General features: G+C 59.7%; 28 protein-coding genes. 14 read left to right on the plus strand and 14 right to left on the minus strand.

Annotated features, from left to right (window positions below):
- Nucleotides 1-5: 5 nt before the first annotated feature.
- Genes lptB through C1Y42_RS16295 form a run of 6 tightly spaced genes read right to left on the minus strand, consistent with a single transcriptional unit; the run spans nucleotide 6 to nucleotide 4391 of the window.
- Nucleotides 6-731 (minus strand): LPS export ABC transporter ATP-binding protein, encoded by a 726-nt coding sequence (gene lptB, locus C1Y42_RS16270; RefSeq protein ID WP_010618248.1) that lies wholly within the window; start codon nucleotides 729-731, stop codon nucleotides 6-8.
- A gap of 5 nt (nucleotides 732-736) precedes the next feature.
- A complete protein-coding gene (lptA, locus tag C1Y42_RS16275) occupies nucleotides 737-1291 on the minus strand; it encodes a lipopolysaccharide ABC transporter substrate-binding protein LptA (RefSeq protein WP_031279739.1) in 555 nt (184 codons plus the stop codon).
- Nucleotides 1266-1838: an LPS export ABC transporter periplasmic protein LptC gene (gene lptC, locus C1Y42_RS16280; RefSeq protein WP_021507740.1), complete on the minus strand. Its 573-nt coding sequence runs from the start codon at nucleotides 1836-1838 to the stop codon at nucleotides 1266-1268. Before lptC ends, lptA begins: the two co-directional genes overlap by 26 nt.
- Nucleotides 1835-2401 carry a 3-deoxy-manno-octulosonate-8-phosphatase KdsC gene (kdsC, locus tag C1Y42_RS16285; RefSeq protein ID WP_058774894.1) on the minus strand — a complete coding sequence of 189 codons (567 nt, stop codon included), beginning with the start codon at nucleotides 2399-2401 and terminating at the stop codon, nucleotides 1835-1837. Before kdsC ends, lptC begins: the two co-directional genes overlap by 4 nt.
- 13 nt (nucleotides 2402-2414) lie before the next feature.
- Entirely contained in the window at nucleotides 2415-3395 is a 981-nt protein-coding gene (gene kdsD, locus C1Y42_RS16290) for an arabinose-5-phosphate isomerase KdsD (RefSeq protein ID WP_021507738.1), read from the minus strand.
- 12 nt (nucleotides 3396-3407) lie between these two features.
- The gene (locus tag C1Y42_RS16295; RefSeq protein ID WP_104093949.1) at nucleotides 3408-4391 is read right to left on the minus strand and encodes a calcium/sodium antiporter; all 984 of its coding nucleotides are present in this window, start codon (nucleotides 4389-4391) and stop codon (nucleotides 3408-3410) included.
- Between the two features lie 227 nt (nucleotides 4392-4618).
- Between C1Y42_RS16295 and mlaF the strand changes: the two genes are divergently transcribed.
- The 7 genes from mlaF to murA all read left to right on the plus strand — a co-directional run bounded on the left by mlaF (nucleotide 4619) and on the right by murA (nucleotide 9409).
- Nucleotides 4619-5434, plus strand: coding sequence for a phospholipid ABC transporter ATP-binding protein MlaF (mlaF, locus tag C1Y42_RS16300; RefSeq protein ID WP_021507736.1), 816 nt, complete (start codon nucleotides 4619-4621; stop codon nucleotides 5432-5434).
- 4 nt (nucleotides 5435-5438) lie between these two features.
- Nucleotides 5439-6221 (plus strand): lipid asymmetry maintenance ABC transporter permease subunit MlaE, encoded by a 783-nt coding sequence (gene mlaE, locus C1Y42_RS16305; RefSeq protein WP_104093950.1) that lies wholly within the window; start codon nucleotides 5439-5441, stop codon nucleotides 6219-6221.
- A 4-nt stretch (nucleotides 6222-6225) separates the two neighbouring features.
- A complete protein-coding gene (mlaD, locus tag C1Y42_RS16310; protein ID WP_104093951.1) occupies nucleotides 6226-6768 on the plus strand; it encodes an outer membrane lipid asymmetry maintenance protein MlaD in 543 nt (180 codons plus the stop codon).
- Nucleotides 6769-6787: 19 nt separating this feature from the next.
- Complete coding sequence (gene mlaC / locus C1Y42_RS16315) at nucleotides 6788-7426, plus strand: phospholipid-binding protein MlaC (RefSeq protein ID WP_021507733.1); 639 nt, start codon at nucleotides 6788-6790, stop codon at nucleotides 7424-7426.
- A complete protein-coding gene (gene mlaB / locus C1Y42_RS16320) occupies nucleotides 7426-7731 on the plus strand; it encodes a lipid asymmetry maintenance protein MlaB (protein WP_021507732.1) in 306 nt (101 codons plus the stop codon). The genes mlaC and mlaB overlap by 1 nt, the downstream gene beginning before the upstream one ends.
- A 114-nt stretch (nucleotides 7732-7845) precedes the next feature.
- Nucleotides 7846-8103: a BolA family iron metabolism protein IbaG gene (gene ibaG, locus C1Y42_RS16325; RefSeq protein WP_007886637.1), complete on the plus strand. Its 258-nt coding sequence runs from the start codon at nucleotides 7846-7848 to the stop codon at nucleotides 8101-8103.
- A 46-nt stretch (nucleotides 8104-8149) separates the two neighbouring features.
- The gene (murA, locus tag C1Y42_RS16330; RefSeq protein WP_021507731.1) at nucleotides 8150-9409 is read left to right on the plus strand and encodes a UDP-N-acetylglucosamine 1-carboxyvinyltransferase; all 1260 of its coding nucleotides are present in this window, start codon (nucleotides 8150-8152) and stop codon (nucleotides 9407-9409) included.
- Nucleotides 9410-9472: 63 nt separating this feature from the next.
- Here murA and C1Y42_RS16335 read toward each other — a convergent pair whose 3' ends face one another.
- Nucleotides 9473-9766: a helix-turn-helix transcriptional regulator gene (locus tag C1Y42_RS16335; RefSeq protein WP_021507730.1), complete on the minus strand. Its 294-nt coding sequence runs from the start codon at nucleotides 9764-9766 to the stop codon at nucleotides 9473-9475.
- A 238-nt stretch (nucleotides 9767-10004) separates the two neighbouring features.
- Complete coding sequence (gene ispB, locus C1Y42_RS16340) at nucleotides 10005-10976, minus strand: octaprenyl diphosphate synthase (protein WP_021507729.1); 972 nt, start codon at nucleotides 10974-10976, stop codon at nucleotides 10005-10007.
- A 254-nt stretch (nucleotides 10977-11230) separates the two neighbouring features.
- On the opposite strand from ispB, the gene rplU reads away from it, so the two are divergent.
- The 3 genes from rplU (at nucleotide 11231) to cgtA (ending at nucleotide 13240) form a co-directional block, all read left to right on the plus strand.
- The gene (rplU, locus tag C1Y42_RS16345) at nucleotides 11231-11542 is read left to right on the plus strand and encodes a 50S ribosomal protein L21 (RefSeq protein WP_021507728.1); all 312 of its coding nucleotides are present in this window, start codon (nucleotides 11231-11233) and stop codon (nucleotides 11540-11542) included.
- Nucleotides 11543-11557: 15 nt separating this feature from the next.
- The gene (gene rpmA / locus C1Y42_RS16350) at nucleotides 11558-11815 is read left to right on the plus strand and encodes a 50S ribosomal protein L27 (protein ID WP_006121751.1); all 258 of its coding nucleotides are present in this window, start codon (nucleotides 11558-11560) and stop codon (nucleotides 11813-11815) included.
- Nucleotides 11816-12064: 249 nt separating this feature from the next.
- Nucleotides 12065-13240, plus strand: a complete 1176-nt coding sequence (cgtA, locus tag C1Y42_RS16355; RefSeq protein WP_104093952.1) for an Obg family GTPase CgtA — start codon at nucleotides 12065-12067, stop codon at nucleotides 13238-13240.
- 173 nt (nucleotides 13241-13413) lie between these two features.
- Here the strand turns inward: cgtA and C1Y42_RS16360 are convergent, their stop codons facing one another.
- From C1Y42_RS16360 to C1Y42_RS16380, 5 genes are read right to left on the minus strand one after another with little or no spacing between them, the layout of a single operon-like run.
- Nucleotides 13414-13830, minus strand: coding sequence for a hotdog fold thioesterase (locus C1Y42_RS16360; RefSeq protein ID WP_058774892.1), 417 nt, complete (start codon nucleotides 13828-13830; stop codon nucleotides 13414-13416).
- A 3-nt stretch (nucleotides 13831-13833) separates the two neighbouring features.
- Complete coding sequence (dhbA, locus tag C1Y42_RS16365; protein ID WP_058759589.1) at nucleotides 13834-14592, minus strand: 2,3-dihydro-2,3-dihydroxybenzoate dehydrogenase; 759 nt, start codon at nucleotides 14590-14592, stop codon at nucleotides 13834-13836.
- The gene (locus C1Y42_RS16370) at nucleotides 14589-15443 is read right to left on the minus strand and encodes an isochorismatase family protein (RefSeq protein ID WP_021507724.1); all 855 of its coding nucleotides are present in this window, start codon (nucleotides 15441-15443) and stop codon (nucleotides 14589-14591) included. Before C1Y42_RS16370 ends, dhbA begins: the two co-directional genes overlap by 4 nt.
- An 18-nt stretch (nucleotides 15444-15461) precedes the next feature.
- Nucleotides 15462-17075: a (2,3-dihydroxybenzoyl)adenylate synthase gene (locus tag C1Y42_RS16375; RefSeq protein WP_104093953.1), complete on the minus strand. Its 1614-nt coding sequence runs from the start codon at nucleotides 17073-17075 to the stop codon at nucleotides 15462-15464.
- A gap of 10 nt (nucleotides 17076-17085) precedes the next feature.
- On the minus strand, nucleotides 17086-18264 hold the full coding sequence (locus C1Y42_RS16380) for an isochorismate synthase (RefSeq protein ID WP_370445713.1): 1179 nt from the start codon (nucleotides 18262-18264) through the stop codon (nucleotides 17086-17088).
- Nucleotides 18265-18443: 179 nt separating this feature from the next.
- On the opposite strand from C1Y42_RS16380, the gene fepB reads away from it, so the two are divergent.
- A complete protein-coding gene (gene fepB, locus C1Y42_RS16385; RefSeq protein WP_104093954.1) occupies nucleotides 18444-19409 on the plus strand; it encodes a Fe2+-enterobactin ABC transporter substrate-binding protein in 966 nt (321 codons plus the stop codon).
- Here the strand turns inward: fepB and entS are convergent.
- The gene (gene entS, locus C1Y42_RS16390; RefSeq protein WP_058770690.1) at nucleotides 19404-20654 is read right to left on the minus strand and encodes an enterobactin transporter EntS; all 1251 of its coding nucleotides are present in this window, start codon (nucleotides 20652-20654) and stop codon (nucleotides 19404-19406) included. The genes fepB and entS overlap by 6 nt on opposite strands.
- A gap of 146 nt (nucleotides 20655-20800) precedes the next feature.
- Between entS and fepD the strand changes: the two genes are divergently transcribed.
- From fepD to C1Y42_RS16405, 3 genes are read left to right on the plus strand one after another with little or no spacing between them, the layout of a single operon-like run.
- On the plus strand, nucleotides 20801-21790 hold the full coding sequence (gene fepD / locus C1Y42_RS16395; protein ID WP_104093955.1) for a Fe(3+)-siderophore ABC transporter permease: 990 nt from the start codon (nucleotides 20801-20803) through the stop codon (nucleotides 21788-21790).
- The gene (fepG, locus tag C1Y42_RS16400; protein ID WP_104093956.1) at nucleotides 21787-22770 is read left to right on the plus strand and encodes an iron-enterobactin ABC transporter permease; all 984 of its coding nucleotides are present in this window, start codon (nucleotides 21787-21789) and stop codon (nucleotides 22768-22770) included. The genes fepD and fepG overlap by 4 nt, the downstream gene beginning before the upstream one ends.
- A complete protein-coding gene (locus C1Y42_RS16405; protein WP_058780378.1) occupies nucleotides 22767-23564 on the plus strand; it encodes an ATP-binding cassette domain-containing protein in 798 nt (265 codons plus the stop codon). The genes fepG and C1Y42_RS16405 overlap by 4 nt, the downstream gene beginning before the upstream one ends.
- The last annotated feature ends 36 nt before the right edge of the window (nucleotides 23565-23600 follow it).

Below are 23600 nucleotides of genomic sequence, written 5' to 3' on the forward strand. Positions count from 1 at the left end.
CCTTATCAGAGTCTGAACTCTTCGCCCAAATAAACCCGCTTAACCTGCTCATCTGCAAGAATTTCATCTGGCGTGCCGTGGGCAATCAGATGGCCCTGGCTGACGATATATGCGCGCTCACACACCGCGAGCGTTTCACGCACGTTGTGGTCGGTGATCAGCACGCCGAGGCCGCTGTCACGCAGGTGTTCGATGATCTTTTTGATATCGATAACGGAGATGGGGTCAACGCCGGCAAAAGGTTCATCCAGCAGGATAAACTTTGGATTGGCGGCCAGCGCACGGGCAATCTCGACGCGGCGACGTTCACCGCCCGACAGCGCCTGGCCCATGCTGTCGCGCAGATGGCCAATGTGGAACTCGTCCATCAGCTCATTGGCGCGATCCTGACGCTGCTCTTCTGTCAGGTCGTCACGCACCTGCAGTACCGCCATCAGGTTGTCGTAGACGCTCAGACGGCGGAAGATCGACGCTTCCTGCGGCAGATAACCGATGCCGCGTCGCGCGCGCGCATGCAGCGGCAGAATACTGATATCTTCTTCATCAATGATGATGCGGCCGGCATCACGCGGCACGATGCCTACCACCATGTAGAAGGTGGTGGTTTTACCGGCCCCGTTGGGGCCCAGCAGGCCGACAATCTCGCCGGATTTCACCTGCAGGCTGACATCTTCTACTACGCGACGGCCTTTGTAGGCTTTCGCCAGGTTTTCAGCGACTAATGTGGCCATAGCGATCAGTTACTCTTTTTGGGGCTCGCAGACGAACCGTTTTTATCCTGCAGCTGCGACGGCACCAGCACGGTGGTGACGCGCTTGCTCTGGCCCTGACTGTAGGCCTGCATTTTCTGCTCTTTCACCAGATAGGTGATGCGATCGCCTTTGATGTTGCTGTCCTGCTGCTCAATAAAGGCGTTGCCGGTCAGCTCGACGAAATCGTTGGCCAGCTCATAGTGCAGTTTGGCGGCGTGCCCCTGCACCGGTTTGCCGTTGTCCTGCATCTGATAAAAGGTGGCCGGATTGCCGTAGGCATCGACGATGGTTTTGTTGCTGTCGCCGCCGGGACGCGTTACCACCACTTTATCGGCGGTAATTTTGATGGTGCCCTGGGTCACGATCACGTTGCCGGTAAAGGTGGCGACGTTACCCTGCAAATCGAGCGCCTGGTTCACCGAGTCGATGTTAACCGGCTTGTCCGAATCGCCCGTTAACGCCAGCGCCGGCAGGCTGGTTGCCAGCAGCGCACTCACCAGCAGCAACTTAAGGCTATTTTTGTTCATTTTGAATTTCATAGGAGGTTTTGACCTTTTCAAGCAGCTCGGCATTCTTTGTCCGTAGGTTGCCGCGCATCTTCATGCCAGTGGAGTTAAAACTGCGGCCAAATAGGGTGACCTGATCGTCAGACGTCACATCCTGGCTGACCAGATTAACCTGAGCATTATCCGTGATGATGCGCTCAAGCTGGGAATCCTGCGTCAATGTGTGTACTTCAACGTGGCCATAAAGATACAGCATACGATCTTTCGTCAGCTTTGCCTTGTCAGCACGAACCGACCACGTGGGCACTTTGTTTTCGTCGTAAGTGGTCATCACCGGATTATCGAACCAGCTCACTTCTTCGGCCGAAAAGTAGGTCACTTTATCCGAGACCAGCTTATAGGCCAGCGCACCCGTCGGGTTATACACCACGGTGCTGGAGTTGGCGCTGGTGTAGGTCGGCGCCTGATCGTTGGTCGCCACCGGCGTGGCGCTGTCGTCCTGGTTGGTAAGATTCCAGCCGATCAGCACCAGGGCGATCAGCGCCAGAATCAGCGTTATCCAACGCCTGCTTTTACTCATACTGATTGCCCTTTGGCATCCTCAAATTTGTTCTGCGCCAGCAAAATCAGGTCGCATAGCTCACGTACTGCACCGCGACCGCCAGCAATGCGCGTCACGTAATGCGCGCGCGGCAGTAACACCGGATGCGCATCGGCGACGGCCACGCTCAGACCCGCCTGTGCCATTACCGGCCAGTCGATCAGGTCGTCACCAATATACGCGACCTGGTCTGCCGATAGTGACAGTTTATCCAGGAGTTCGCGCCAGGCCAAAAGCTTATCCGACTGTCCCTGGTAAAGATGCGTAATGCCGAGCGTTTTACAGCGATCTTCCAGCAGTTTAGCGCGGCGGCCGGTAATAATAGCCACTTCGATGTCCGAGGTCAGCAGGCAGCGCACGCCGTAACCGTCGCGCACGTTAAAGGCCTTTAGCTCTTCACCGCTGTTGCCCATGTAAATCAGGCCGTCGGACATCACGCCGTCGACATCGCAAATCAGCAGGCGGATGTTGGCCGCCCGCGCCATCACGTCGGCGCTCACCGGGCCGTAGCAGGTGTTGACCATCGTGGTTTCAGCACTCATTGTTGTTTCCCGTTCAGACCACGCCAGCGCGCAGCATGTCATGCATATGTACCACACCGAGCAGGCGATCGTCATCGGCCACCAGCAGCGCAGTGATGTTTTTGTTTTGCATCAGATTAAGCGCGTCCACCGCCAGCAGGTTGGGGCGCACGCGAATCCCGCCGCGCGTCATTACATCCTGGATGCGGGCCGACTGGAAATCGATGCCCATATCGAAGATGCGGCGCAGGTCACCGTCCGTGAAAATCCCTTCGATTTTCATCAGGTCGTCGACAATCACCGTCAGGCCGAGGTTTTTGCGCGTGATCTCCAGCAGCGCGTCGCGCAGCGAGGCGTCGCGGGTGACGTGGGGAATTTCATCGCCGCTGTGCATAATGTCGCTGACGTGCAGCAGCAGTTTGCGCCCCAGTGCGCCGCCCGGGTGCGACAGCGCGAAATCTTCCTGCGTGAAGCCGCGCGCTTCCAGCAGCGCCACCGCCAGCGCATCGCCCATTACCAGCGTGGCGGTGGTGCTGGAGGTCGGTGCCAGCCCGAGCGGACAGGCTTCCTGCGGCACTTTCACGCATAAATGCACATCGGCAGCCCGGCCCATGGCGCTCTCCGGACGGCTGGTCAGGCAAATCAGCTGCACTTTCTGCCGTTTGAGCACCGGGATCAGCGCGAGGATTTCGCCCGACTCGCCGCTGTTCGAGATGGCGATCACCACATCATTGGTGCTGACCATGCCGAGATCGCCGTGGCTGGCTTCACCCGGGTGGACGAAGAACGCCGGCGTGCCGGTGCTGGCGAAGGTGGCGGCCATCTTCTTGCCGATATGGCCGGATTTGCCCATGCCCATCACCACCACTTTGCCACGGCAGGCAAAGATCATTTCGCAGGCGCGGCTGAAATCGGCGTTAATATACTGGTCGAGCTGTTCCAGCCCTTCGCGTTCAATGCGCAGTACCGCTTTACCTGCCTGCTGGAAGTCGAAATCCGGTTGCTGATGTGACATGGTCAGTCATCCTTAATAGCTTGCGATAAGCGTGGGGCTGAGCCACAGCCACAGCACCCACACGATAAATCCACCTAACAGCAGCGTGCCCGCTATGCGGCCGATGCGGCGCTTGCGCAGCAGGCACAGCAGGGCGAACAGCACGCTGACGCCCAGCATAATCCAGTAATCCCGCGCAAAGGCGTGCGCATCGATCGCGCCGGGATGCACCAGCGCCGGCAGGCCCAGCACAATCGCCAGATTGAAGATATTGGCGCCAATCAGGTTGCCGATGGCGATATCGTCCTCGCCTTTCAGCGCGCCGGCCAGCACCGTGGCCAGTTCCGGCAGGCTGGTACCGACAGCAATCAGCGTCAGTCCCATCACCAGTTCGCTAACGCCGAAGTAATCCGCAAACACCGTGGCGTTGTCGATCACCATGCGCGTCGACATCGGCAGAATAATCAGCGCCACCGCCAGCCAGAGAAACGCCACCGTATTGCCGTTTTCGTCACGCGGCAGCTCCGCCAGTTGTTCACGCGTCAGGGTGTCATTATTATCGCGCTCGGCCCGCCGGGCGATGCGGATCGCCACCAGCAGATAACCCAGCGCCAGCAGCAGCAGTGCTACGCCATCCAGCCGGCTGAGCTGGTTATCAAACAGCATGATGCCGCTGAGCAGTGAGACCAGCAGCAGCAGAGGGAGTTCGCGGCGAATCAGATTGGAGTGTACGGTTAAAGGGTGCAGCAGCGCAGCGCCACCAAGGATCAGCAGAATATTGGTGATGTTCGAGCCCAGCGCGGTACCCACGGCTAAATCCATCTGACCATGCTGCGCGGCAGAGAACGAGACGATCAGTTCCGGCAGTGAAGTGCCAATGCTCACCACCGTCATGCCAATGATCAACGGGGGAATGCCAAGGGATCGACACAGGATCGCGGCGCTGAACACCAGGCGGTCAGCTCCGTAAGCCAGTAAAATCAATCCGATAAACAGCAGGGCAGTGGCTACGAACATGAAAAATCCTTGATGGATAACGGTGCCGGCAAACCTTGTCCGACAGGTAAAAGCAGTGCGCGTGCGGAATCAGGCGCTGATTTTGACTGTCTGAGAGGCAAAAGTAAATTTTAAGGCCGTTTTCGCCACACCGGACGGGTAAGTTTCTGTAAAACTATCGTGCATTGTGGTTTACCAGGCTACCATCCACCACGTTAATTACGCCCGATCCGTTTAAAGAGGTAATGATGATCCAGCAGCAAACGAATCTGGTTGAGGTTCGTGGCGTCAGTTTTACGCGCGGCAATCGCACCATCTTCGACGACATTTCGCTGACCGTTCCGGCGGGCAAAGTCACGGCGATTATGGGCCCTTCCGGCATCGGTAAAACCACCCTGCTGCGCCTGATTGGCGGGCAGCTGCAGCCGGACAAAGGTGAGATCTGGTTTCGTGACCAGAACATTCCGACGCTGTCGCGCCGTAAGCTGTATGACGTGCGTAAAAAAATGAGCATGCTGTTCCAGTCCGGTGCGCTGTTCACCGACCTTAACGTCTATGAAAACGTTGCCTGGCCGCTGCGCGAACACACCCGGCTGCCAGCTGAATTGCTGCACAGCACGGTGATGATGAAGCTGGAAGCCGTCGGACTGCGCGGCGCAGCCCAGCTGATGCCGGCCGAACTCTCCGGCGGCATGGCGCGCCGGGCGGCGCTGGCGCGTGCAATTGCGCTGGAGCCGGAGCTGATCATGTTCGACGAACCCTTCGTCGGCCAGGATCCCATTACCATGGGCGTGCTGGTCAAGCTGATCGATGAGCTCAACCATTCGCTGGGCGTCACCTGCATTGTGGTTTCACACGACGTGCCGGAGGTCTTGAGCATTGCCGACCATGCCTATATTGTTGCCGGGCAAAAGATTATTGCTCAGGGTAGTGCGCCGCAGCTGAGGGAGAATCCCGATCCGCGCGTGCGCCAGTTTATTGAGGGTCATGCGGATGGTCCGGTGCCGTTCCGCTTCGCTGCCGGGGATTACCTCAGCGATCTGACCCGCACAGGGAGAAGCTAAACTGATGTGGTTACAGGCACTGGCGTCATTTGGGCGTCAGGGAATTAACACCTGTGCGGCCTTTGGCCGGGCGGGCTTAATGCTCTTCCATGCGCTGGTGGGTAAACCGGCGTTTCGTAAGCATGCGCCGCTGCTGGTGAAGCAGCTGTACAGCGTGGGCGTGCTGTCATTGCTGATCATTGTGGTCTCCGGCCTGTTCATTGGCATGGTGCTGGGGCTGCAGGGCTATCTGGTACTCACCACTTACAGCGCGGAAACCAGCCTGGGCATGCTGGTGGCGCTGTCGCTGCTGCGCGAACTGGGGCCGGTGGTCACCGCGCTGCTGTTTGCCGGGCGCGCCGGTTCGGCGCTCACTGCGGAAATTGGCCTGATGAAAGCCACTGAGCAGCTCTCCAGCATGGAGATGATGGCTGTCGATCCGCTGCGCCGCGTAGTCTCGCCGCGCTTCTGGGCCGGTTTTATCAGTATGCCGCTGCTGGCGCTGATCTTTACCGCGGTGGGCATTGCCGGTGGCGCGCTGGTCGGGGTGGCCTGGAAAGGCATCGACCCGGGCTTTTTCTGGTCGGCGATGCAGAACGCGGTGGATTTTCGTACCGATGTGATCAACTGCCTGATCAAGAGCGCGGTGTTTGCCATCACGGTGACCTGGATCGCGCTGTTCAATGGGTATGACGCTGTCCCGACTTCGGAAGGGATCAGTCGCGCGACGACGCGTACCGTAGTCCATGCTTCGCTGGCGGTGCTTGGACTGGATTTTGTGCTGACGGCACTGATGTTTGGGAATTAATGCAATGCAAAGCAAAAAAAACGAAATCTGGGTTGGCGTGTTTATGCTGGCTGCGCTGCTGGCGCTGCTGTTCCTCAGCCTGCGCGTCGCCGATCTTAAATCGCTGGGTACTGAGCCAACGTGGAAGCTGTACGCCACCTTCGATAATATCGGCGGCCTGAAAGTCAGCTCACCGGTGAAAATTGGCGGCGTGGTGATTGGCCGCGTCACTGACATTTCACTGGATGACAAAACGCTGTCGCCGCGCGTCACCATGGACATCAGCGAACAGTATGCCAATAAAATTCCTGACACCAGCTCGCTGGCGATTCGCACCCAGGGTCTGCTGGGTGAGCAGTTCCTCGCGCTCAACTTAGGTTTTGACGATCCGGAGCTTGGCTCGGCGATGCTGAAAGATGGCGACACGCTGCGGGATACCAAATCGGCGCTGGTGCTGGAAGACCTGATCGGCCAGTTCCTCTACAAGAGCGGCGACAACAAGGACAATGAGAAATCGTCGGGCGCCGCCAGCGCGAGCGCCCCGGCAGCACCTGCTACAACGGAATAACCCAGAGAGGTACAACACGATGTTAAAACGTTTCCTGATGGTGGCCCTGCTGGCCATCGCGCCGCTGGCGGCAAACGCAGCGGACGCCAACCAGAGCAATCCGTACAAGATGATGAACGAAGCGGCGGAGAAGACCTTTACCCGCCTGAAGAACGAACAGCCGAAGATTAAGCAGGATCCGAATTACCTGCGCGAAATCGTGCGCCAGGAGCTGCTGCCGTACGTGCAGATTAAATACGCGGGGGCGCTGGTACTGGGCCGTTACTACCGCGAAGCCACGCCGGCGCAGCGCGACGCCTACTTTGCCGCGTTTGGGGATTATCTGGCGCAGGCTTATGGTCAGGCGCTGGCGTTGTACCACGGCCAGACTTACCAGATTCAGCCTGAGCAGCCGATTGGCGATGCCAATATCGTGGCGATTCGCGTCACCATCATCGATCCCAACGGTCGTCCGCCGGTGCGCCTTGATTTCCAGTGGCGCAAGAACAGCCAGACCGGCAACTGGCAGGCTTATGACATGATTGCCGAAGGCATCAGCATGATCACCACCAAACAGAATGAGTGGAGCGATCTGCTGCGCACCAAAGGCATCGACGGCCTGACTGCGCAGCTGAAAACCTATGCCGCGCAGCCTATCACCCTGGACAAGCAGCAATAATGAGCGAACCGTTACGCTGGCAGCGCACTGCCAGCACGCTGGCCCTGAGCGGCAAACTGGACCGCGATACGCTGCTGGCGCTGTGGCAGGCGCGTGACAGCGCCATGGCCGGTATCACCACGATTGACGTGGCGGCGCTCGATCGGGTTGATTCTGCCGGGCTGGCGCTGCTGGTGCATCTGCGCGAAATCGCGCGGGCGCAGGGCACAACGCCGCTTTTCAGTGGCATCACCGATAAGCTCGACTCGTTAATCAAGCTGTACAACCTGCAGCAGATTATTGTTTCTGCGGAACAAATCGCCTGATTAACGGCGCTGCTGACAAAGCCCCTGTTTTTTTCAGGGGCTTTTGCGTATTTAAGAGTCAGGCGCTTTCCTCTAAGATATCCGCCTTATTATTATCAAGTGAAGCAATGAGCGATGGAAAATAGTGAAGTTCAGGCCGTGCTAATGCAGGCGCTGCCGTTAGAAGAAGTACATGTTCTCAGCAACGATGGCAGCCATTTCCAGGTCATTGCCGTGGGCGAAATGTTTGGCGAGCTGAGCCGCGTAAAGAAACAGCAGGCTGTGTACGCGCCGCTGATGGAATACATTGCGGATAACCGTATTCATGCGGTGTCCATCAAGACTTATACCCCAGCCGAGTGGGCGCGCGACCGTAAACTCAACGGTTTCTAAGCGTCACTCTGGCTGTTTTGTTGATAGATAATTGAGAGCCGTGTTAATGGACAAATTTCGTGTGCAAGGCCCCACCCGTTTAAGCGGTGAAGTGACCATTTCCGGGGCGAAGAATGCTGCGCTGCCGATTCTGTTTGCTGCGCTGCTGGCTGAAGAGCCGGTAGAGATTCAGAACGTGCCGAAGCTGCGTGACATCGATACCACCATGAAGCTGCTGAGTCTGCTCGGTGCGCGCGTGGAACGCAATGGTTCGGTCCACGTTGATGCGCGCGAAGTTAATGTCTTCAGTGCGCCGTACGATCTGGTGAAAACCATGCGAGCCTCCATCTGGGCGCTGGGGCCGCTGGTGGCGCGTTTTGGCCAGGGCCAGGTTTCTCTGCCGGGCGGCTGTGCGATTGGTGCGCGTCCGGTCGATCTGCACATTACCGGCCTGGAGCAGCTGGGTGCCGAGATCAAACTGGAAGAGGGCTATGTTAAAGCCTCTGTGGATGGTCGCCTGAAGGGCGCGCACATTGTGATGGATAAGGTCAGCGTGGGCGCGACCGTGACCATCATGAGCGCCGCAACGCTGGCGACGGGCACCACCATCATTGAAAACGCGGCGCGTGAACCGGAGATTGTCGACACGGCAAACTTCCTTAACACGCTGGGCGCGAAAATCAGCGGCGCCGGCACCGACAAAATCACCATCGAGGGCGTTGAGCGCCTCGGCGGCGGCGTCTATCGCGTGCTGCCGGACCGTATCGAAACCGGCACCTTCCTCGTGGCCGGCGCTATCTCGCGCGGCAAAGTGGTGTGCCGCAATGCGCAGCCAGACACGCTGGACGCCGTGCTGGCGAAACTGCGTGACGCGGGTGCGGAGATTGAAGTCGGTGAAGACTGGGTGAGCCTGGATATGCACGGCAAGCGTCCGAAAGCGGTTAACATCCGTACCGCACCGCACCCGGGTTTCCCGACCGACATGCAGGCGCAGTTTACGCTGCTCAACCTGGTGGCTGAAGGCACCGGCGTCATTACCGAGACCATCTTTGAAAACCGCTTCATGCACATCCCGGAGCTGATTCGTATGGGTGCGCACGCCGAAATCGAAAGCAACACCGCTATCTGTCACGGTGTTGAAACCTTGTCCGGCGCGCAGGTGATGGCGACCGATCTGCGTGCGTCAGCCAGTCTGGTACTGGCAGGCTGCATTGCAGAAGGTGCGACGCTGGTGGATCGTATCTACCACATCGATCGTGGCTACGAGCATATTGAAGACAAGCTGAAAGCGTTAGGCGCCAACATTGAGCGCGTCAGCGGCGAGTAATCCTTTGTCCTGATTGCCAGGCATGAAAACCAGTCACGACAGCGTGGCTGGTTTTTTTTTGCTTTATCCGCGTGAGACGATCTTTTTCAGATCCTGGGGCGATCGAATGCGTTTTTTACGATCCAGTAGACGCTGCGTGACCGGATCAAAATAGCGGCTGGGCCAGATCTCGGAAGGATGGACCTTCAGCGCCGTGGCGATCAGCCATTCACCTTTAGGCCAGGGGCGTGACAGCGCGTTGGCCAGCGTCGATGAACTGAGGCCAGATTGACGTGACAGGGCGGCCAGTGACGTACCGCGCTTGCGCAGGGCCGCAATGATATCTGCCGGATGCCAGTCTTCTCTCCTTGCATGCATAACTCTCTTCTCCGTGTCCGTGTTAGTGCTCCATCTCTGCAGCGCTGTGGCTCTCCTGCGCAGAGATAACTGGAAAAATCCGGATTTTTATAGCAAATAATTTCCATATGTTTCCAGTAATTGTTTTGCCTGTGCACGAAACTGCGCAGTTTTTCGCAAAAATGCTGCAAGGGAATGTAATCAGACGGGCAGAGCAGGGGAGAGAAATAAAAACGGGGCCGGACGGCCCCGTAGCAGGTCAGAAATCGCGCTGCACCGACATATGCGCCAGCGCTTCCAGTGCGCTGCGCCACGGCGTTTCTGGCAGTGCCTGTAGCGCCGCGATGGCTTTATCCGCCTCTTCTTCGGCGCGTTTGCGCGTCCATTCCAGCGAACCGGTTTGTTGCATTGCCGCCAGCACCGGCTCCAGCAGATGACGGCCATTACCTTCTTCGATCGCCTTGCGGATCATCTGCGCCTGCTCGGGCGTGCCGTTGTGCATGGCGTGCAGTAGCGGCAGCGTCGGCTTACCTTCGCTCAGATCGTCACCGGTATTTTTGCCCAGCGTCTCGCCGTCGGCGCTGTAATCCAGCAGATCGTCGATCAGCTGAAACGCCGTACCGAGATAGCGGCCATAATCCTGCAGCGCTTTCTCCTGCGCTGGCGTGGCCTCCGCGAGGATCGCCGAAGCCTGCGAAGCGGCTTCAAACAGGCGGGCGGTTTTGCTGTAGATCACCCGCATGTAGCTCTCTTCGGTGATATCCGGATCGTTGCAGTTCATCAGCTGCAGCACTTCCCCTTCGGCGATCACGTTCACCGCTTCGGACATCAGTGCAAGGATCTTCAGCGATCCCATGCTGGTCATCATCTGGAAGGCGCGGGTATAGATAAAATCCCCGACCAGCACGCTCGCCGCATTGCCGAACGCGGCGTTAGCGGTGGCTTTGCCACGGCGCATATCGGATTCATCCACCACATCATCGTGCAGCAGCGTCGCCGTGTGGATAAATTCGATCAGCGCCGCATTGGTCACATGCAGCGATCCCTGATAATTCAGCGCGCGTGCTGACAGCACCGCGATCATCGGACGGATGCGTTTGCCTCCCCCGCTGATGATGTAATAGCCCAACTGGTTAATCAGTGAGACATCTGAATTCAGCTGGTCGAGGATGGTCTGGTTGACGGCCGCCATGTCCTGCGCGGTTAATTCGTTAATCTGTTCTAAGTTCATTCGTCTGTTCAGCTTTGACTCGTTTTCTGCATGGTAAGCGCTTTTACCCAGCGTGAGTTCAGGTAATCTGTTACTGATTGTACTTGAAAAATCGGGTTGAGAAACGTTTGCATTCGTCCTGCGCTTTTTTTCTGCAAGAGAGTGCAAAGTGCACTTGTCTTCTGCTGGAGTTTTGCGTAGAATTCGCGCCCTATTGTGAATATTTATCGCGCCGCCTGATGAACAGAAAGGCATGCGCAGAAGCGGAGTTTTATATGTACGCGGTTTTCCAAAGTGGTGGTAAACAACACCGAGTAAGCGAAGGTCAGACCGTTCGCCTGGAAAAGCTGGACATCGCAACCGGTGAAACCATCGAGTTCGACCAGGTTCTGATGATTGCAAATGGCGAAGACGTGAAAATCGGCGCGCCACTGGTTTCAGGCGGTGTGATCAAGGCAGAAGTTGTTGCTCACGGTCGTGGCGAGAAAATTAAAATCGTTAAGTTTCGTCGTCGTAAACACTACCGTAAGCAAGCTGGTCACCGTCAGTGGTTCACTGATGTGAAAATCACTGTGATCAGCGCGTAAGAGGAGATCTGACAAATGGCACATAAAAAGGCTGGTGGCTCGACTCGTAACGGTCGCGACTCCAATGCAAAACGTCTGGGTGTTAAGCGTTTCGGTGGTGAATCTGTTCTGGCAGGTAGCATCATCGTTCGTCAGCGTGGTACCAAATTCCACGCCGGTAACAACGTAGGTTGTGGTCGTGACCACACTCTGTTTGCTACCGCAGACGGCAAAGTTAAATTCGAAGTTAAAGGTCCTAACAACCGTAAATATATCAGCATCGTTGCTGAGTAAGGTTGTTGTGCCGCAGACGATTAACGTCTGAACACACGAATGGAAGGCCCCGCAGCTTTGCGGGGCTTTTTACATTCTGCCGCAGGTTACGGCAATCACGCTGACCTTGCGCCTCAGTTTGCTGTACACTTTATGTACACATGGCTTTGCCAATCCTGTATTATCCGCCGCCGGTCAGCGCAGAAGACCCTGGCGGACCCGTTTGTCGCCCGCAGCGTGGCGCAAACGACAGTGTGACGGAGATAAAAAATGAAGTTTGTTGATGAAGCGACGATCCTGGTGGTCGCGGGTGATGGTGGCAACGGTTGCGTCAGCTTCCGCCGCGAGAAGTACATTCCCAAAGGGGGACCGGACGGCGGTGACGGCGGTGACGGCGGTGATGTTTACCTGCTGGCGGATGAAAACCTCAACACCCTGATCGATTATCGTTTCGAAAAATCTTTCCGCGCCGAACGCGGCCAGAATGGCCAGAGCCGTGACTGTACCGGTAAACGCGGTAAAGACATCATTGTTAAAGTGCCGGTGGGTACGCGCGTGATCGATCAGGGCACGGGCGAAACGCTGGGCGACATGACGCGCCATGAGCAGAAGCTGATGGTGGCGAAGGGTGGCTGGCACGGTCTGGGCAACACCCGCTTCAAATCGTCCGTGAACCGTACGCCGCGTCAGAAAACCATGGGCACGCCGGGCGAGAAGCGCGACCTGCAGCTGGAACTGATGTTGCTGGCAGACGTGGGTATGCTGGGTCTGCCAAACGCCGGTAAATCGACCTTTATCCGCGCAGTATCAGCGGCGAAGCCAAAAGTGGCGGATTATCCGTTCACTACCTTAGTGCCAAGCCTCGGCGTGGTACGTATGGACAGCGAAAAGAGCTTCGTGGTCGCCGACATTCCCGGCCTGATTGAAGGCGCAGCGGAAGGCGCAGGCCTCGGAATTCGCTTCCTCAAGCATCTGGAGCGCTGCCGTGTGCTGCTGCACCTTATCGACATCGCGCCAATCGACGAATCCGATCCGGTAGAGAACGCCCGCATCATTCTCGGCGAGCTGGAAAAATACAGCGACAAGCTGTACCAGAAACCGCGCTGGCTGGTGTTCAACAAAACTGACCTGCTGAGCCGCGAAGAGGCGGAAAGCCGCGCCAAAGCCATTGCCGAAGCGCTGGGCTGGGATGAGAAATACTATCTGATCTCCGCCACCAGCCGTGACGGTGTCAATGAGCTGTGCTGGGATGTGATGAGCTTTATCATCGCGAATCCAAAAGAAGCGGAAGAAGAAGCGAAGCAGCCAGAGAAAGTGGCCTTCATGTGGGATGATTACCACCGTGAAGCGCTGGAAAATGCTCAGGAAGTGGAAGAAGACGAAGACTGGGATGACGACTGGGATGAAGACGACGACGAAGGCGTCGAGATCATTTATCAGCGTTGATGTCAGCGAAAAAAGCGGCCAGATGGCCGCTTTTTTTATTGCTGTTTAGCGCAGAGCACCAGCCCGTACAATCATTCCTTCTCCCCGCGGGAGAGAGCACCAGGCCGCACCATCATTCCCTCTCCCCGTGGGAGAGGGCAGGGTGAGGGCATCAGGCCGCAGCGGAACCAAACCTACCCCAGCACCGCCACCGTCAGCCGCGAACTGCAACACAGCTGATCGCGACTATTGCGTATCTCAATCTGCCAGCTCTGATTGCGCGCCCCCAGATGCAGCGGACGACAAACACCGCGCACCTCGCCGCTGCTCACCGCCCGATGATGGCTGGCGCTCACCTCAATGCCCACCACGCTTTTACCTTCTTCCACGCTCAGGTAACCGGCAATGGACCCCATCGACTCCGCCAGCACCACCGACGCGCCGCCGTGCAGCAGGCCAAACGGCTGCTGCGTGCGGTTGTCTACCGGCATGGTGGCCTCCAGATAATCGTCACCGATCGCGGTAAACACGATGCCCAGATGCGCCACCAGCGAGTTATCGCCCAGCTGATTCAGCGTGGCGAGATCCACCGTACGTTTCCAGATTGCCATGCCTCAGGCTCCCAGCGTTGCGCCACCGTCTACCACAATATCCTGCAGCACCACGTGGCTGGCAAGATCCGAGGCCAGGAACAGGATATTGTTCACGATCTCCTGCGGCTGGGCGATCTTACGCAGCGGGATCCCCAGTTTGTACTGATCCGGGAAACCGTTGATCATCTCCTGCTCGGCTTCCGGCGTATGCCACAGGCTGCGCTGCATATCGGTATCGGTTGATCCCGGTGAGACAATATTGCAGCGCACGCCATACGGTGCCATCTCCAGCCCAACCGTCTGGCACAGGCTGCGTAGCGCTGCTTTGGAGGCGCCATAGGCTGACATGCCGAGGCGCGGGGCGTGCGCGGCGTTAGAGGCGATGGTGACAATCGCGCCAGCGCGCTGCTGGCGGAAGACCGGTAGCGTCTGCTGGAACAGGTTAAACGCGCCGCCGGCGTTGACGGCGAGGCACGCCTGCCAGTCGGCGAAAGACAGCGCATCGGTGCTGCCGATGCGCAGAATGCCCGCGCCGTTCACCAGGATATCCAGCCGCGGCTGGCTGGCCAGCAGTGACTGACAGCAATCGCGCACCGCAGCACTGTCGGCGACATCCAGCTGGCAGGTGGCAAACGGATAGTCATCCTGGCCAAAGTGCAAATCAAAACCGGTCACCTGCGCACCGGCCTGATGGAACGCCAGCGCGGTGTGATAGCCGATGCCTTTACCGGCACCGGTCACCCAGACAATTTTTCCGCTGAAATCAAAACAGGCGCTCATTGGGCTGGCACCCGTGACAGCAGCGCCCACCAGCCATCTATGCTGGGGTTTTTCGCCAGACTGATGAAGTCGATATCGCTGTGCACCTGACGCCAGCGCGCCGCCAGCGCCATCACGCGCACCGAATCCAGCCCATAATCGATCAGGTTTTCATCATCTTCCGGCACGTCATCATCTTCCAGTAGCGGCAGAATCAGCGCGCGCAGCGCGTCCTTGCTCTGTGGCAGCGGCATCAGGTCGGCGGTCATCACCACTTTGCCACTGCGGCCTGCGGTGTAGGTCAGCGCCATCATATGCTCGTCGCGCGAGAAGTCGGCCAGCGCATCGGCCACCATAAACGGCTGGATGTTACGCATGAAGGCGTCGGTGGCGGTGGTCAGGCAGCCGATGTGGGCATACACGCCAGTAATGATCAGCTGATCGCGGCCCATCTCCTGCAGGATAGATTCCAGCGGCGAGCGCACAAACGCGCTGTAGCGCCATTTAGTCAGCACCTGATCGTCCTGATCCGGCGCCAGCGCGTCGACGATCTTCTGCTGATCCGGATGTTTGTTCAGCCCCGGTCCCCACATATCATTCAGCAGCGCGCGATCCTCATCGCTTTGCTGGTTGGGCTGGGCGGTATAGAACACCGGAATGCCCTGCGCTTTGCAGTAAGCGCGCAGGCGGGCAATGTTCTCCACCACCTGATTCACCAGCGGGCTGTCTTCGCCCCAGAAGTTGAGGAAATAGGCCTGCATATCGTGAATCAGCAGCGCCGCGCGCTGCGGCTCCAGCGCCCATTGTACTTTGTTAGCCGGCAGCTCAGTGGCGGCGGGCAGCGCATAAGACGTCAGTTTTGGAATAGCCATTACAATCTCCGGAAAAAATCAGGCTTGCGTCTGCTCAGCAAGCTGTTGGCGTAAACGTTTTTTATCCACTTTGCCTACCGGGGTAAGCGGCAGGTCGTCGACGCAGGTAATGCGGTCGGGAAGTTTGAATTCGGCAATGCCCAGCTCGCGCAGATGGCGGCGCAGCGCGACCGGTTTTACCGGCTGGCGCGCCACAATGAAGGCACAGCTCTTTTCACCCATCAGCTCGTCATGCATGGACACCAGCGCGGCGTGGATTACATCCGGATGGCGCAGCAGCAAGTTTTCGATCTCTTCTGCGGCGATCTTCTCGCCGCCGCGGTTGATCTGATCCTTTTCGCGTCCCTGTACGGTGATGTAACCCTGAGCGTTGATCTCAATCAGATCGCCTGAGCAGTAAAAACCGTCAGCGTCGAAGCTGGCGGCATTGTGCTCCGGGCTGTTGTAGTAGCCCCGGAAGGTGTAAGGGCCGCGCGTCATCAGGCGACCCACCTGGCCTGGCGGCAGCGGATTGCCGTTCTCGTCGGCCACCCACACTTCGTCATCTTCCGAAATCGGCCGCCCCTGGGTAGTCAGAATGGTTTGCTCGTCATCGCCGAAGCGCGTGTAGTTAACCAGCCCTTCCGCCATGCCAAACACCTGCTGCAGCTGGCAGCCGATTTCACGCTGAATGCGTGCGGCCAGCGTTTCGCCCAGTTTGGCTCCGCCCACCTGAATGCGCTGCAGCGAGGCCAGCGCTGTGTTGCTGCCCCACTCCTGAATTGCCTGCAACCACAGGCTGACCGCCGGCGGCACCAGTCCGGTATCGGTCACCTGGTGCTGCTCAATCAGCGGGAAGCAGAGCGTGGCGCTGGGATCCGCGGCGAGAATCACCTGGCCACCGGCATAGAACACCCCGAGCGAACCGGGGGAACTCATGGCGAAGTTATGCGGCGCGGGCAGGGCGATCAGATAGCGCGTGTCGGCGTTGATGTGACAAATCTCGTCGCTGGCGCGGACGCTGTAGTAGTAGTCGTTGTGGGTGCGCGGAATCAGCTTCGGCGTGCCGGTGCTGCCGCCGGAGAGCTGGAAAAACGCCACTTCATCGGCGGCCGTCGGTGTCGCGATAAAATCGCCAGCCGCTTCATCCTGCAGCGACGCCAGCGTATTTTCCGCCTGCACGTCGTTACGCAGGATCACCTGCTGCAGTGTGGGCTGCGCCTCGCACAGCGTGGCGATGAAGTCGTCGCTGGCAAACAGCGCGTGCTGGCGATCGGCGATCAGCAGTTTCGGTGCAATCTGCTGCGCATAGGCCAGCAGTTCAGTGCGCTGATGGCTGAACAGCGCGTACACCGGGACCACGCCCAGCTTAAACAGGGCAAACAGCGTAACGTAAAAGTCCGCCACGTTGCCGAGCTGCACCAGCGCCGTGTCACCGCGCTGTAAACCGCGCCGCTGCAGCGCCGCCGCCAGATTATCACTGCGCTGCGCCAGCTGGCGGTAGCTGAGCTGCACAGGGCCGTCGATCACGGCGATAGCGTCGTTTTCGCGATGGCGGTCGATGATGTCGGTCAGCGGCACGTCGATCCAGTAGCCTTTCTCGCGATAGCGCGCGGCCAGATGTGCCGGCCAGCGGCTGAAGGGAATGCTCATGCTTGTTCCTTTATTGCAGTCCAAAAGCGCGCAACATGGTGTCCAGCTTCACACCCGTTTCACGCCATTCTGATTCCGGTTGTGAGTCGGCGACGATGCCCGCGCCGGCAAACAGCCGCACGCGCGTGCCGTTTACCGTCCCGCAGCGAATGGTTACCACCCATTCGCCGTTGCCTTCGCTGTCGCACCAGCCGACGATGCCGCCAAACAGCTGGCGATCAAAGGGTTCGAGCTGCTGAATCAGCTGCTGCGCGCGGGCGTGCGGGAAGCCGCTCAGGGCCGGGGTTGGGTGCAGCAGCGCCGCCAGCGACAGCGCGTTTTCGCGCTCATCCTGCACTTCGCCATCGATTTGCGTCGCCAGATGCCACAGCGTGGCGGTGGTGATCAGCGACGGCACGGTAGGCACTGACAGCAGGCGGCTACGCGGCTGCAGCGTGCTGCGCATCGCGTCGGTCACCAGCTGATGTTCGTGGCGATCTTTGGCTGACGCCATCAGGGTGTTACCTGCCGCGCGATCGGCGCTGACGTCGTCATGATGGCGGCGCGCCGAGCCGGCCAGCGGGCAGGAGGAGAAATCGCGCCCCTGTTTGCGCAGCATCAGTTCCGGGCTGGCACCCACCAGTGCGCCGCCTTCCGCCAGCGGCAGATGGAAATGGTAGCTATTGGGATTTTGCGCGATCACGCGCTGCATCAGCGCGGCGGTATCCACCGGCTGCTCGGTGACGATATCCATCAGGCGCGACAGAACCACTTTGTCCGGATCGCCGCGCTGGATGGTGGCAACGGCGTCGGCCACCATGCGGGTAAATATCGCGTGGTCTGGCACTGCCGTCCGCCGCCGCACTGCCGGCAGATCGCTCTGCTGCGCCGGCAGCGCCTGTTGCAGGTCGGCGCGATTAAAGCTCTGCCAGGATTCGGGTATGAACAGCGACGCTGGCTGGCTGACGTCAAACGGAATCGCGCCCACCAGCAGCGGATTGGCGATCCCCTGCTTTTTCGCCGCGGCAAAGTGCTGGCGCAGCTGCTGTTGAAAGTCGCCCTGCAGCAGCGCGGCATCGCCCACCGGCGTGTTGATCGTGGTATAGCAGCCCTGGGTGGCCAGGCTGCGCCATGGCGAGGTGAAAAGGAAACCGCGGCACAGCGCGGAAAAATCCTTCAGCCAGGCATTTTCAAACGTGGAGCTTTCCACCATAATTTTCACCTATAAATGATAAGATTATTAAGAATGATTATCATTTTTATTATGGCTCTGTAACCTACGTCGAAAGGGGCAAAGAGTCAATCCATTCGCGGGATTTACCGTGCTGTCAGACGTAAGCGGCGGCTGACGCCGGGCCAGGCATTAAGCTAAAAGGTGGATCAAAACTTATGAATAAATGCGGTTTATGGGGCATGGCTGTCCTGTTGTTCATTTTCCAGTCACTGTCATGGACAGCGCGGGCCGACCAGGGATGGCCGCGCAGCGTACAGGGCGCGACCGGAACGGTAACGCTTAACCAGGCACCGCAGCGCATTGTCTCCACCAGCGTCACGCTGACCGGCTCGCTGCTGGCGATTGACGCGCCGGTCATCGCCTCAGGCGCGACCGCACCGAAAAGCCGCCTGGCCGACGATCAGGGCTTCTTCCGTCAGTGGGGCGAGGTGGCAAAGCAGCGCCACGTTAAGCGGCTGTACATTGGTGAGCCGAACGCCGAGGCGATTGCGGCGCAAGCCCCGGATCTGATCATCGTCAGCGCCACCGGTAATGACTCCGCCCTGAAGCTGGTCAGTCAGCTGTCCGCCATTGCACCCACGCTGGTGGTCAACTACGACGATAAGAGCTGGCAGGATGTGGTTACGCTGCTGGGGCAGGCCACCGGCCATGAAGCACAGGCGGCGCAGCGCGTAAAAGAGTTCGACGATCGCGAAGCGGCGCTGAAGCAGGCCATTACGCTGCCACCGCAGCCGGTCTCCGCGATGGTATGGAACGGTGATGGCCGGGCGGTTAATCTGTGGACCGCCGCATCGGCGCAGGGCAAACTGTTGCAGCAGCTCGGTTTTTCCCTGGCGCAGCCGCCGGCTGACACGCAACAGGGGCACAGCATGGGCCAGCGCAAAGACATTATTCAGCTCTCGGGCGAGAATCTCGCCGCCAGCCTGACCGGCCACAGCTTCCTGCTGTTTGCCGGCGATGACAAAACCGCGCAGTCAGTGCTGAGCAACCCGTTCCTGGCACAAAACGCGGCGGTGCGCGATAAGCAGGTCTATGCGATGGGTATTGACACCTTCCGCCTGGATTACTACAGCGCCAGCAATCTGCTGACGCGTCTGCATCAGCTGTTCGTCAAATCATGATGTTTGCTGCGCCAGCACCGGCGCGGGCGCCTGATAGCGCCGTAATCCTTTCATCATCAGCCACATCATGACGCCAAGCAGTGTCGCGGCACAGCCAAACGCCGCGGCAGCCTGCGCCGGCAGCAGCCACGAACCGAGGGCACCAATCAGCGCGGCGCCGAGGGCATCGCCGCACACGTTCTGCGCCGTCCACAGGCTGTTGATGCGGCCCAGCAGATGATCCGGCGTCAGCAGCTGAATCATCGCGTATTGCACCAGGCTGTTGATGGCACTGAAATAGCCGAAGCCCGCCAGACACAGCAGCGCCAGCCACAGCGTCGGCATCAGGCTGAACAGGCCCAGGGCGACGAAACCGGCCACGGCACTGCCCAGCACCAGCCGCCCAGGGCGCGCCGCCTGTTTCAGCCTGCCGCTGGTAAATGCACCCACGGCGGCACCGAGCGGCACGGCGGCGTACAGCATACCGAGCTGGTCGGCGCTGACTGACCAGTGCGGTGCCAGCGCCGGGTACAGCACGCGGATGGCGCTGGCCAGCGTTACCAGCGCACCGGTCAGCGCCACCATGCCGACCAGCGGGCTGGCGAACAGGAATTGCACGCCGGTTGCCAGCGCCCGCAACGGATGCTCGCGCGGCTGCGGAGGCGGGGGCAGCGCAGGCAGCTTTAGCAGCGTCAGTACCGTCAGCAGCGTGCCGAAGGCGGTCAGTCCGTAATTCCACAGCACGCCGCCGTGCGCGATCACCACACCAGCAATTGCCGGCGATAAAATCGAGCCGAAGCGCACCGTCAGCATGGTAATGGCACCGGCCTGCATGATGTTTTCGCGCCCCACCAGCGCTGGCGTAGCGGCCAGCAGCGCCGTGACGCCAATCGCACCAAAAAAGCCGTCCCACAAGCCCAGCAGATAGACCGCCAGCAGCGAAGGCGCGGGCAGCGCGGCATTTATCGCCAGCGCGACAAAGCCCAGTCCGCAGGTGGTGCGGGCAAACAGGATCAACTTCTTACGCTCATAGCGATCGGCGAGCACGCCGCCGGTCAGCAGGCCAGTAAACATGCCGGCAGCGGACAGTGTGACGGCGAGGCCCACCAGCAGCGGGGAATGGGTCATCTGCTGAATCTGCACCGGTACGGCAACGGCCAGCATGCCGAGCGCCACAATCGAGATAAAACGCGCAATAAATACCGCGCGAAACGCCGCGTGGGTTTTCAGCAGTGAGAGATCGATAAAGTGAGAGGGTTTGTTCATTGTTTCGCCTTTTTGCACCAATTTTCCTCATCATCCGCGAGGCGACTCATGGTAACATAGGCAAACGCGAGTAATAACGATAACAAATATCATTATCACATTACGTTGCACCGCAACGACGTCGAACAGTGAAGGTTTAGAACGCTATGCGCCAGATCCGTGCATTAGCAGGCTCAGGGATTCTGCTTTTGCTCCTCATGGCGCTCAGTCTGATGCTGGGTGCCAAATCAATACCGCTTTCCGATGTGTATCACGCTCTCACCGCCTCCTGCTCCAGCGCGGAGTGCATCATCGTGCGCGATGCGCGCCTGCCGCGCACGCTGGCCGGGCTGCTGGCGGGCGTGGCGCTGGGGCTGGCGGGCGCGCTGATGCAGAGCCTAACGCGTAATCCGCTGGCCGAGCCGGGCATTCTGGGCGTGAACGCCGGTGCCGGTTTTGCCATCGTGCTCGGCATCGCGCTGCTGGGGGCGGACTCCCCGCTGCAGTGGCTGACGCTGGCCTTCAGCGGCGCGCTGCTGGCAGCGCTGCTGATGACGGTGATTGGCGCGATGGGCGGCGGGCGCGTCAATCCGGTGCGTCTGACGCTGGCGGGCGTGGCGCTGGCGGCGGTGCTGGAGGGCTTAACCTCCGGCCTGTCGCTGCTCAATCCGGACATTTACGATCACCTGCGCTTCTGGCAGAGCGGCTCGCTGGATATCCGCGATTTCAGCGTGTTGCGCACCCTGAGCCCGGCGGTGCTGGCCGGTGCGGCGCTGGCGGTGGGTCTGGCGCAATCGCTGAACAGCCTGAGCATGGGCGGCGATATGGCGGCGGCGCTGGGCACGCGCGTGGTGCGCACTCAACTGCTGGGCTTGCTGGCGATTGCCTTACTGAGCGGCGCGGCGACCGCCGCCGTCGGGCCGATCGCTTTTATCGGCCTGATGACGCCGCATTTTGCCCGCTGGCTGGTGGGCAACGATCACCGCTGGCTGCTGCCGGCGACGGCGCTGATCACCCCGGCGCTGCTGCTGGCGGCGGATATTCTGGGGCGGATGATGGTGGCAGGCGAACTGCGTGTCTCAATAGTGACCGCCATCCTTGGTGCGCCGATGCTGATTTTGCTGGTACGGCGCCAGCGCGGGCGAGGTGGACTATGACGCGGCGTGCCTGGTTGCATGGCGGCTGGCTGCTATTAGCGTGTGCGCTGCTGACATGGCTGGCGCTGACGCGCGGTGCGCTGCCGGTTACGGCAGAGCAGGTGTGGCAGGCGCTGCGCGGGCAGGGAGCGGCTAATGTGCAGCTGATTGTGGTGGAGTGGCGGCTGCCGCGCGTGCTGATGGCGCTGCTGATCGGTGCGGCACTGGGTGTCAGCGGGGCAATTTTTCAGTCGCTGCTGCGCAACCCGCTCGGCAGCCCGGATATTCTCGGCTTCAATACCGGCGCTTACAGCGGCGTGCTGGTGGCGCTGGTGCTGTTCAATCAAAGTATTACCGCGATGACCGGGGCCGCGCTGATCGGCGGTATCGCGACGGCTGCGCTGGTGTATCTGTTTGCCTGGCGCAACGGGGTGGAAACGTTTCGGTTAATCATCGTGGGCATTAGCGTGCGCGCGCTGCTGATGGCGCTCAATGCCTGGCTGATTATCAGCGCTTCGCTGGAGTCGGCGCTTAGCGCCGGGCTGTGGAGCGCCGGCTCGCTCAACGGCATCACCTGGGCGAAAACGCCGCCGGTGGTGACGGTGCTGCTGCTGTCGCTGCTGCTGGTGGCGCTGTTAACGCGCCGCATGCGTCTGCTGGAGATGGGCGACGACACCGCCTGCGCGCTCGGCGTGCCGGTGGAGCGCAGCCGCCTGTGGCTGATGCTGCTGGGCGTGCTATTGACCGCGGCGTCCACCGCGCTGGCGGGCCCGATCTCGTTCGTGGCGCTGCTGGCGCCGCAGATTGCGCGCCGGCTGTGCGGCGGGGAAAAAGGCGCATTGTGGCTGGCGGCGCTGTGCGGCGCGCTGCTATTGTGCGCCGCCGATTATGCCGCGCAGCATCTGTTCCTGCCTTATCAACTGCCGGTTGGCGTGATTACCGTCAGCCTGGGCGGACTCTATCTGATTGCGTTACTGATGCGGGAGGCGCGACGCCAATGATCGATATTCCTTCACGGCTGTACGGCGAAGGCCTGACGCTGGGTTATGACAAAAAAGTGGTGGCGGAAAATCTGTCGGTGGCGATTCCGCAAGGGGAGCTGACCGTGATTATCGGCCCCAACGCCTGCGGTAAATCGACCCTGCTGCGCACTCTCAGCCGCCTGCAGGCACCGCTGAAAGGCGACGTGCTGCTGGACGGCGAGGCGATTGCACGTTATCCCACCAAAGAGGTGGCACGCCGTCTTGGCCTGCTGCCGCAGAGTTCGAACGCACCGGCGGGCATCAGCGTGAGCGAACTGGTGGCACGCGGGCGTTATCCGCATCAGTCGCTGTTTGGCCGCTGGCGCGCAGAGGATGAAGCGGCGGTGCAGCAGGCGATGCTGGCCACCGGCGTGGCGGATCTGGCGCAACAGGCGGTCGATACCCTGTCCGGCGGGCAGCGTCAGCGCGTATGGATTGCCATGGTACTGGCGCAGCAGACGCCGCTGCTGCTGCTGGATGAGCCCACCACCTGGCTGGATATAACCCACCAGATTGAGTTGCTTGAGCTGATGCAGACGCTCAATCAGCAGCATGGCCGTACGCTGGTGGTGGTGCTGCACGACCTTAATCACGCCTGCCGCTACGCCACCCATCTGATCGCCATGCGTCACGGGAAGATCATTGCCGAGGGCAAGCCTGGCGAGATTGTGACGCCGGCGCTGATTGAGCAGGTATACGGGTTACGCTGTGTGATTGTTGAGGATCCGGTGGCGCATACGCCAATGATTGTGCCGCTGGGGCGCGGGCGCTAAGGCGGAAGAAAGGGCTGTTGTTTAAACGTTTTCTGC

It is taken from the genome of Pantoea sp. ICBG 985 (assembly GCF_002928365.1).
GTDB classification, from domain to species: domain Bacteria; phylum Pseudomonadota; class Gammaproteobacteria; order Enterobacterales; family Enterobacteriaceae; genus Pantoea; species Pantoea dispersa.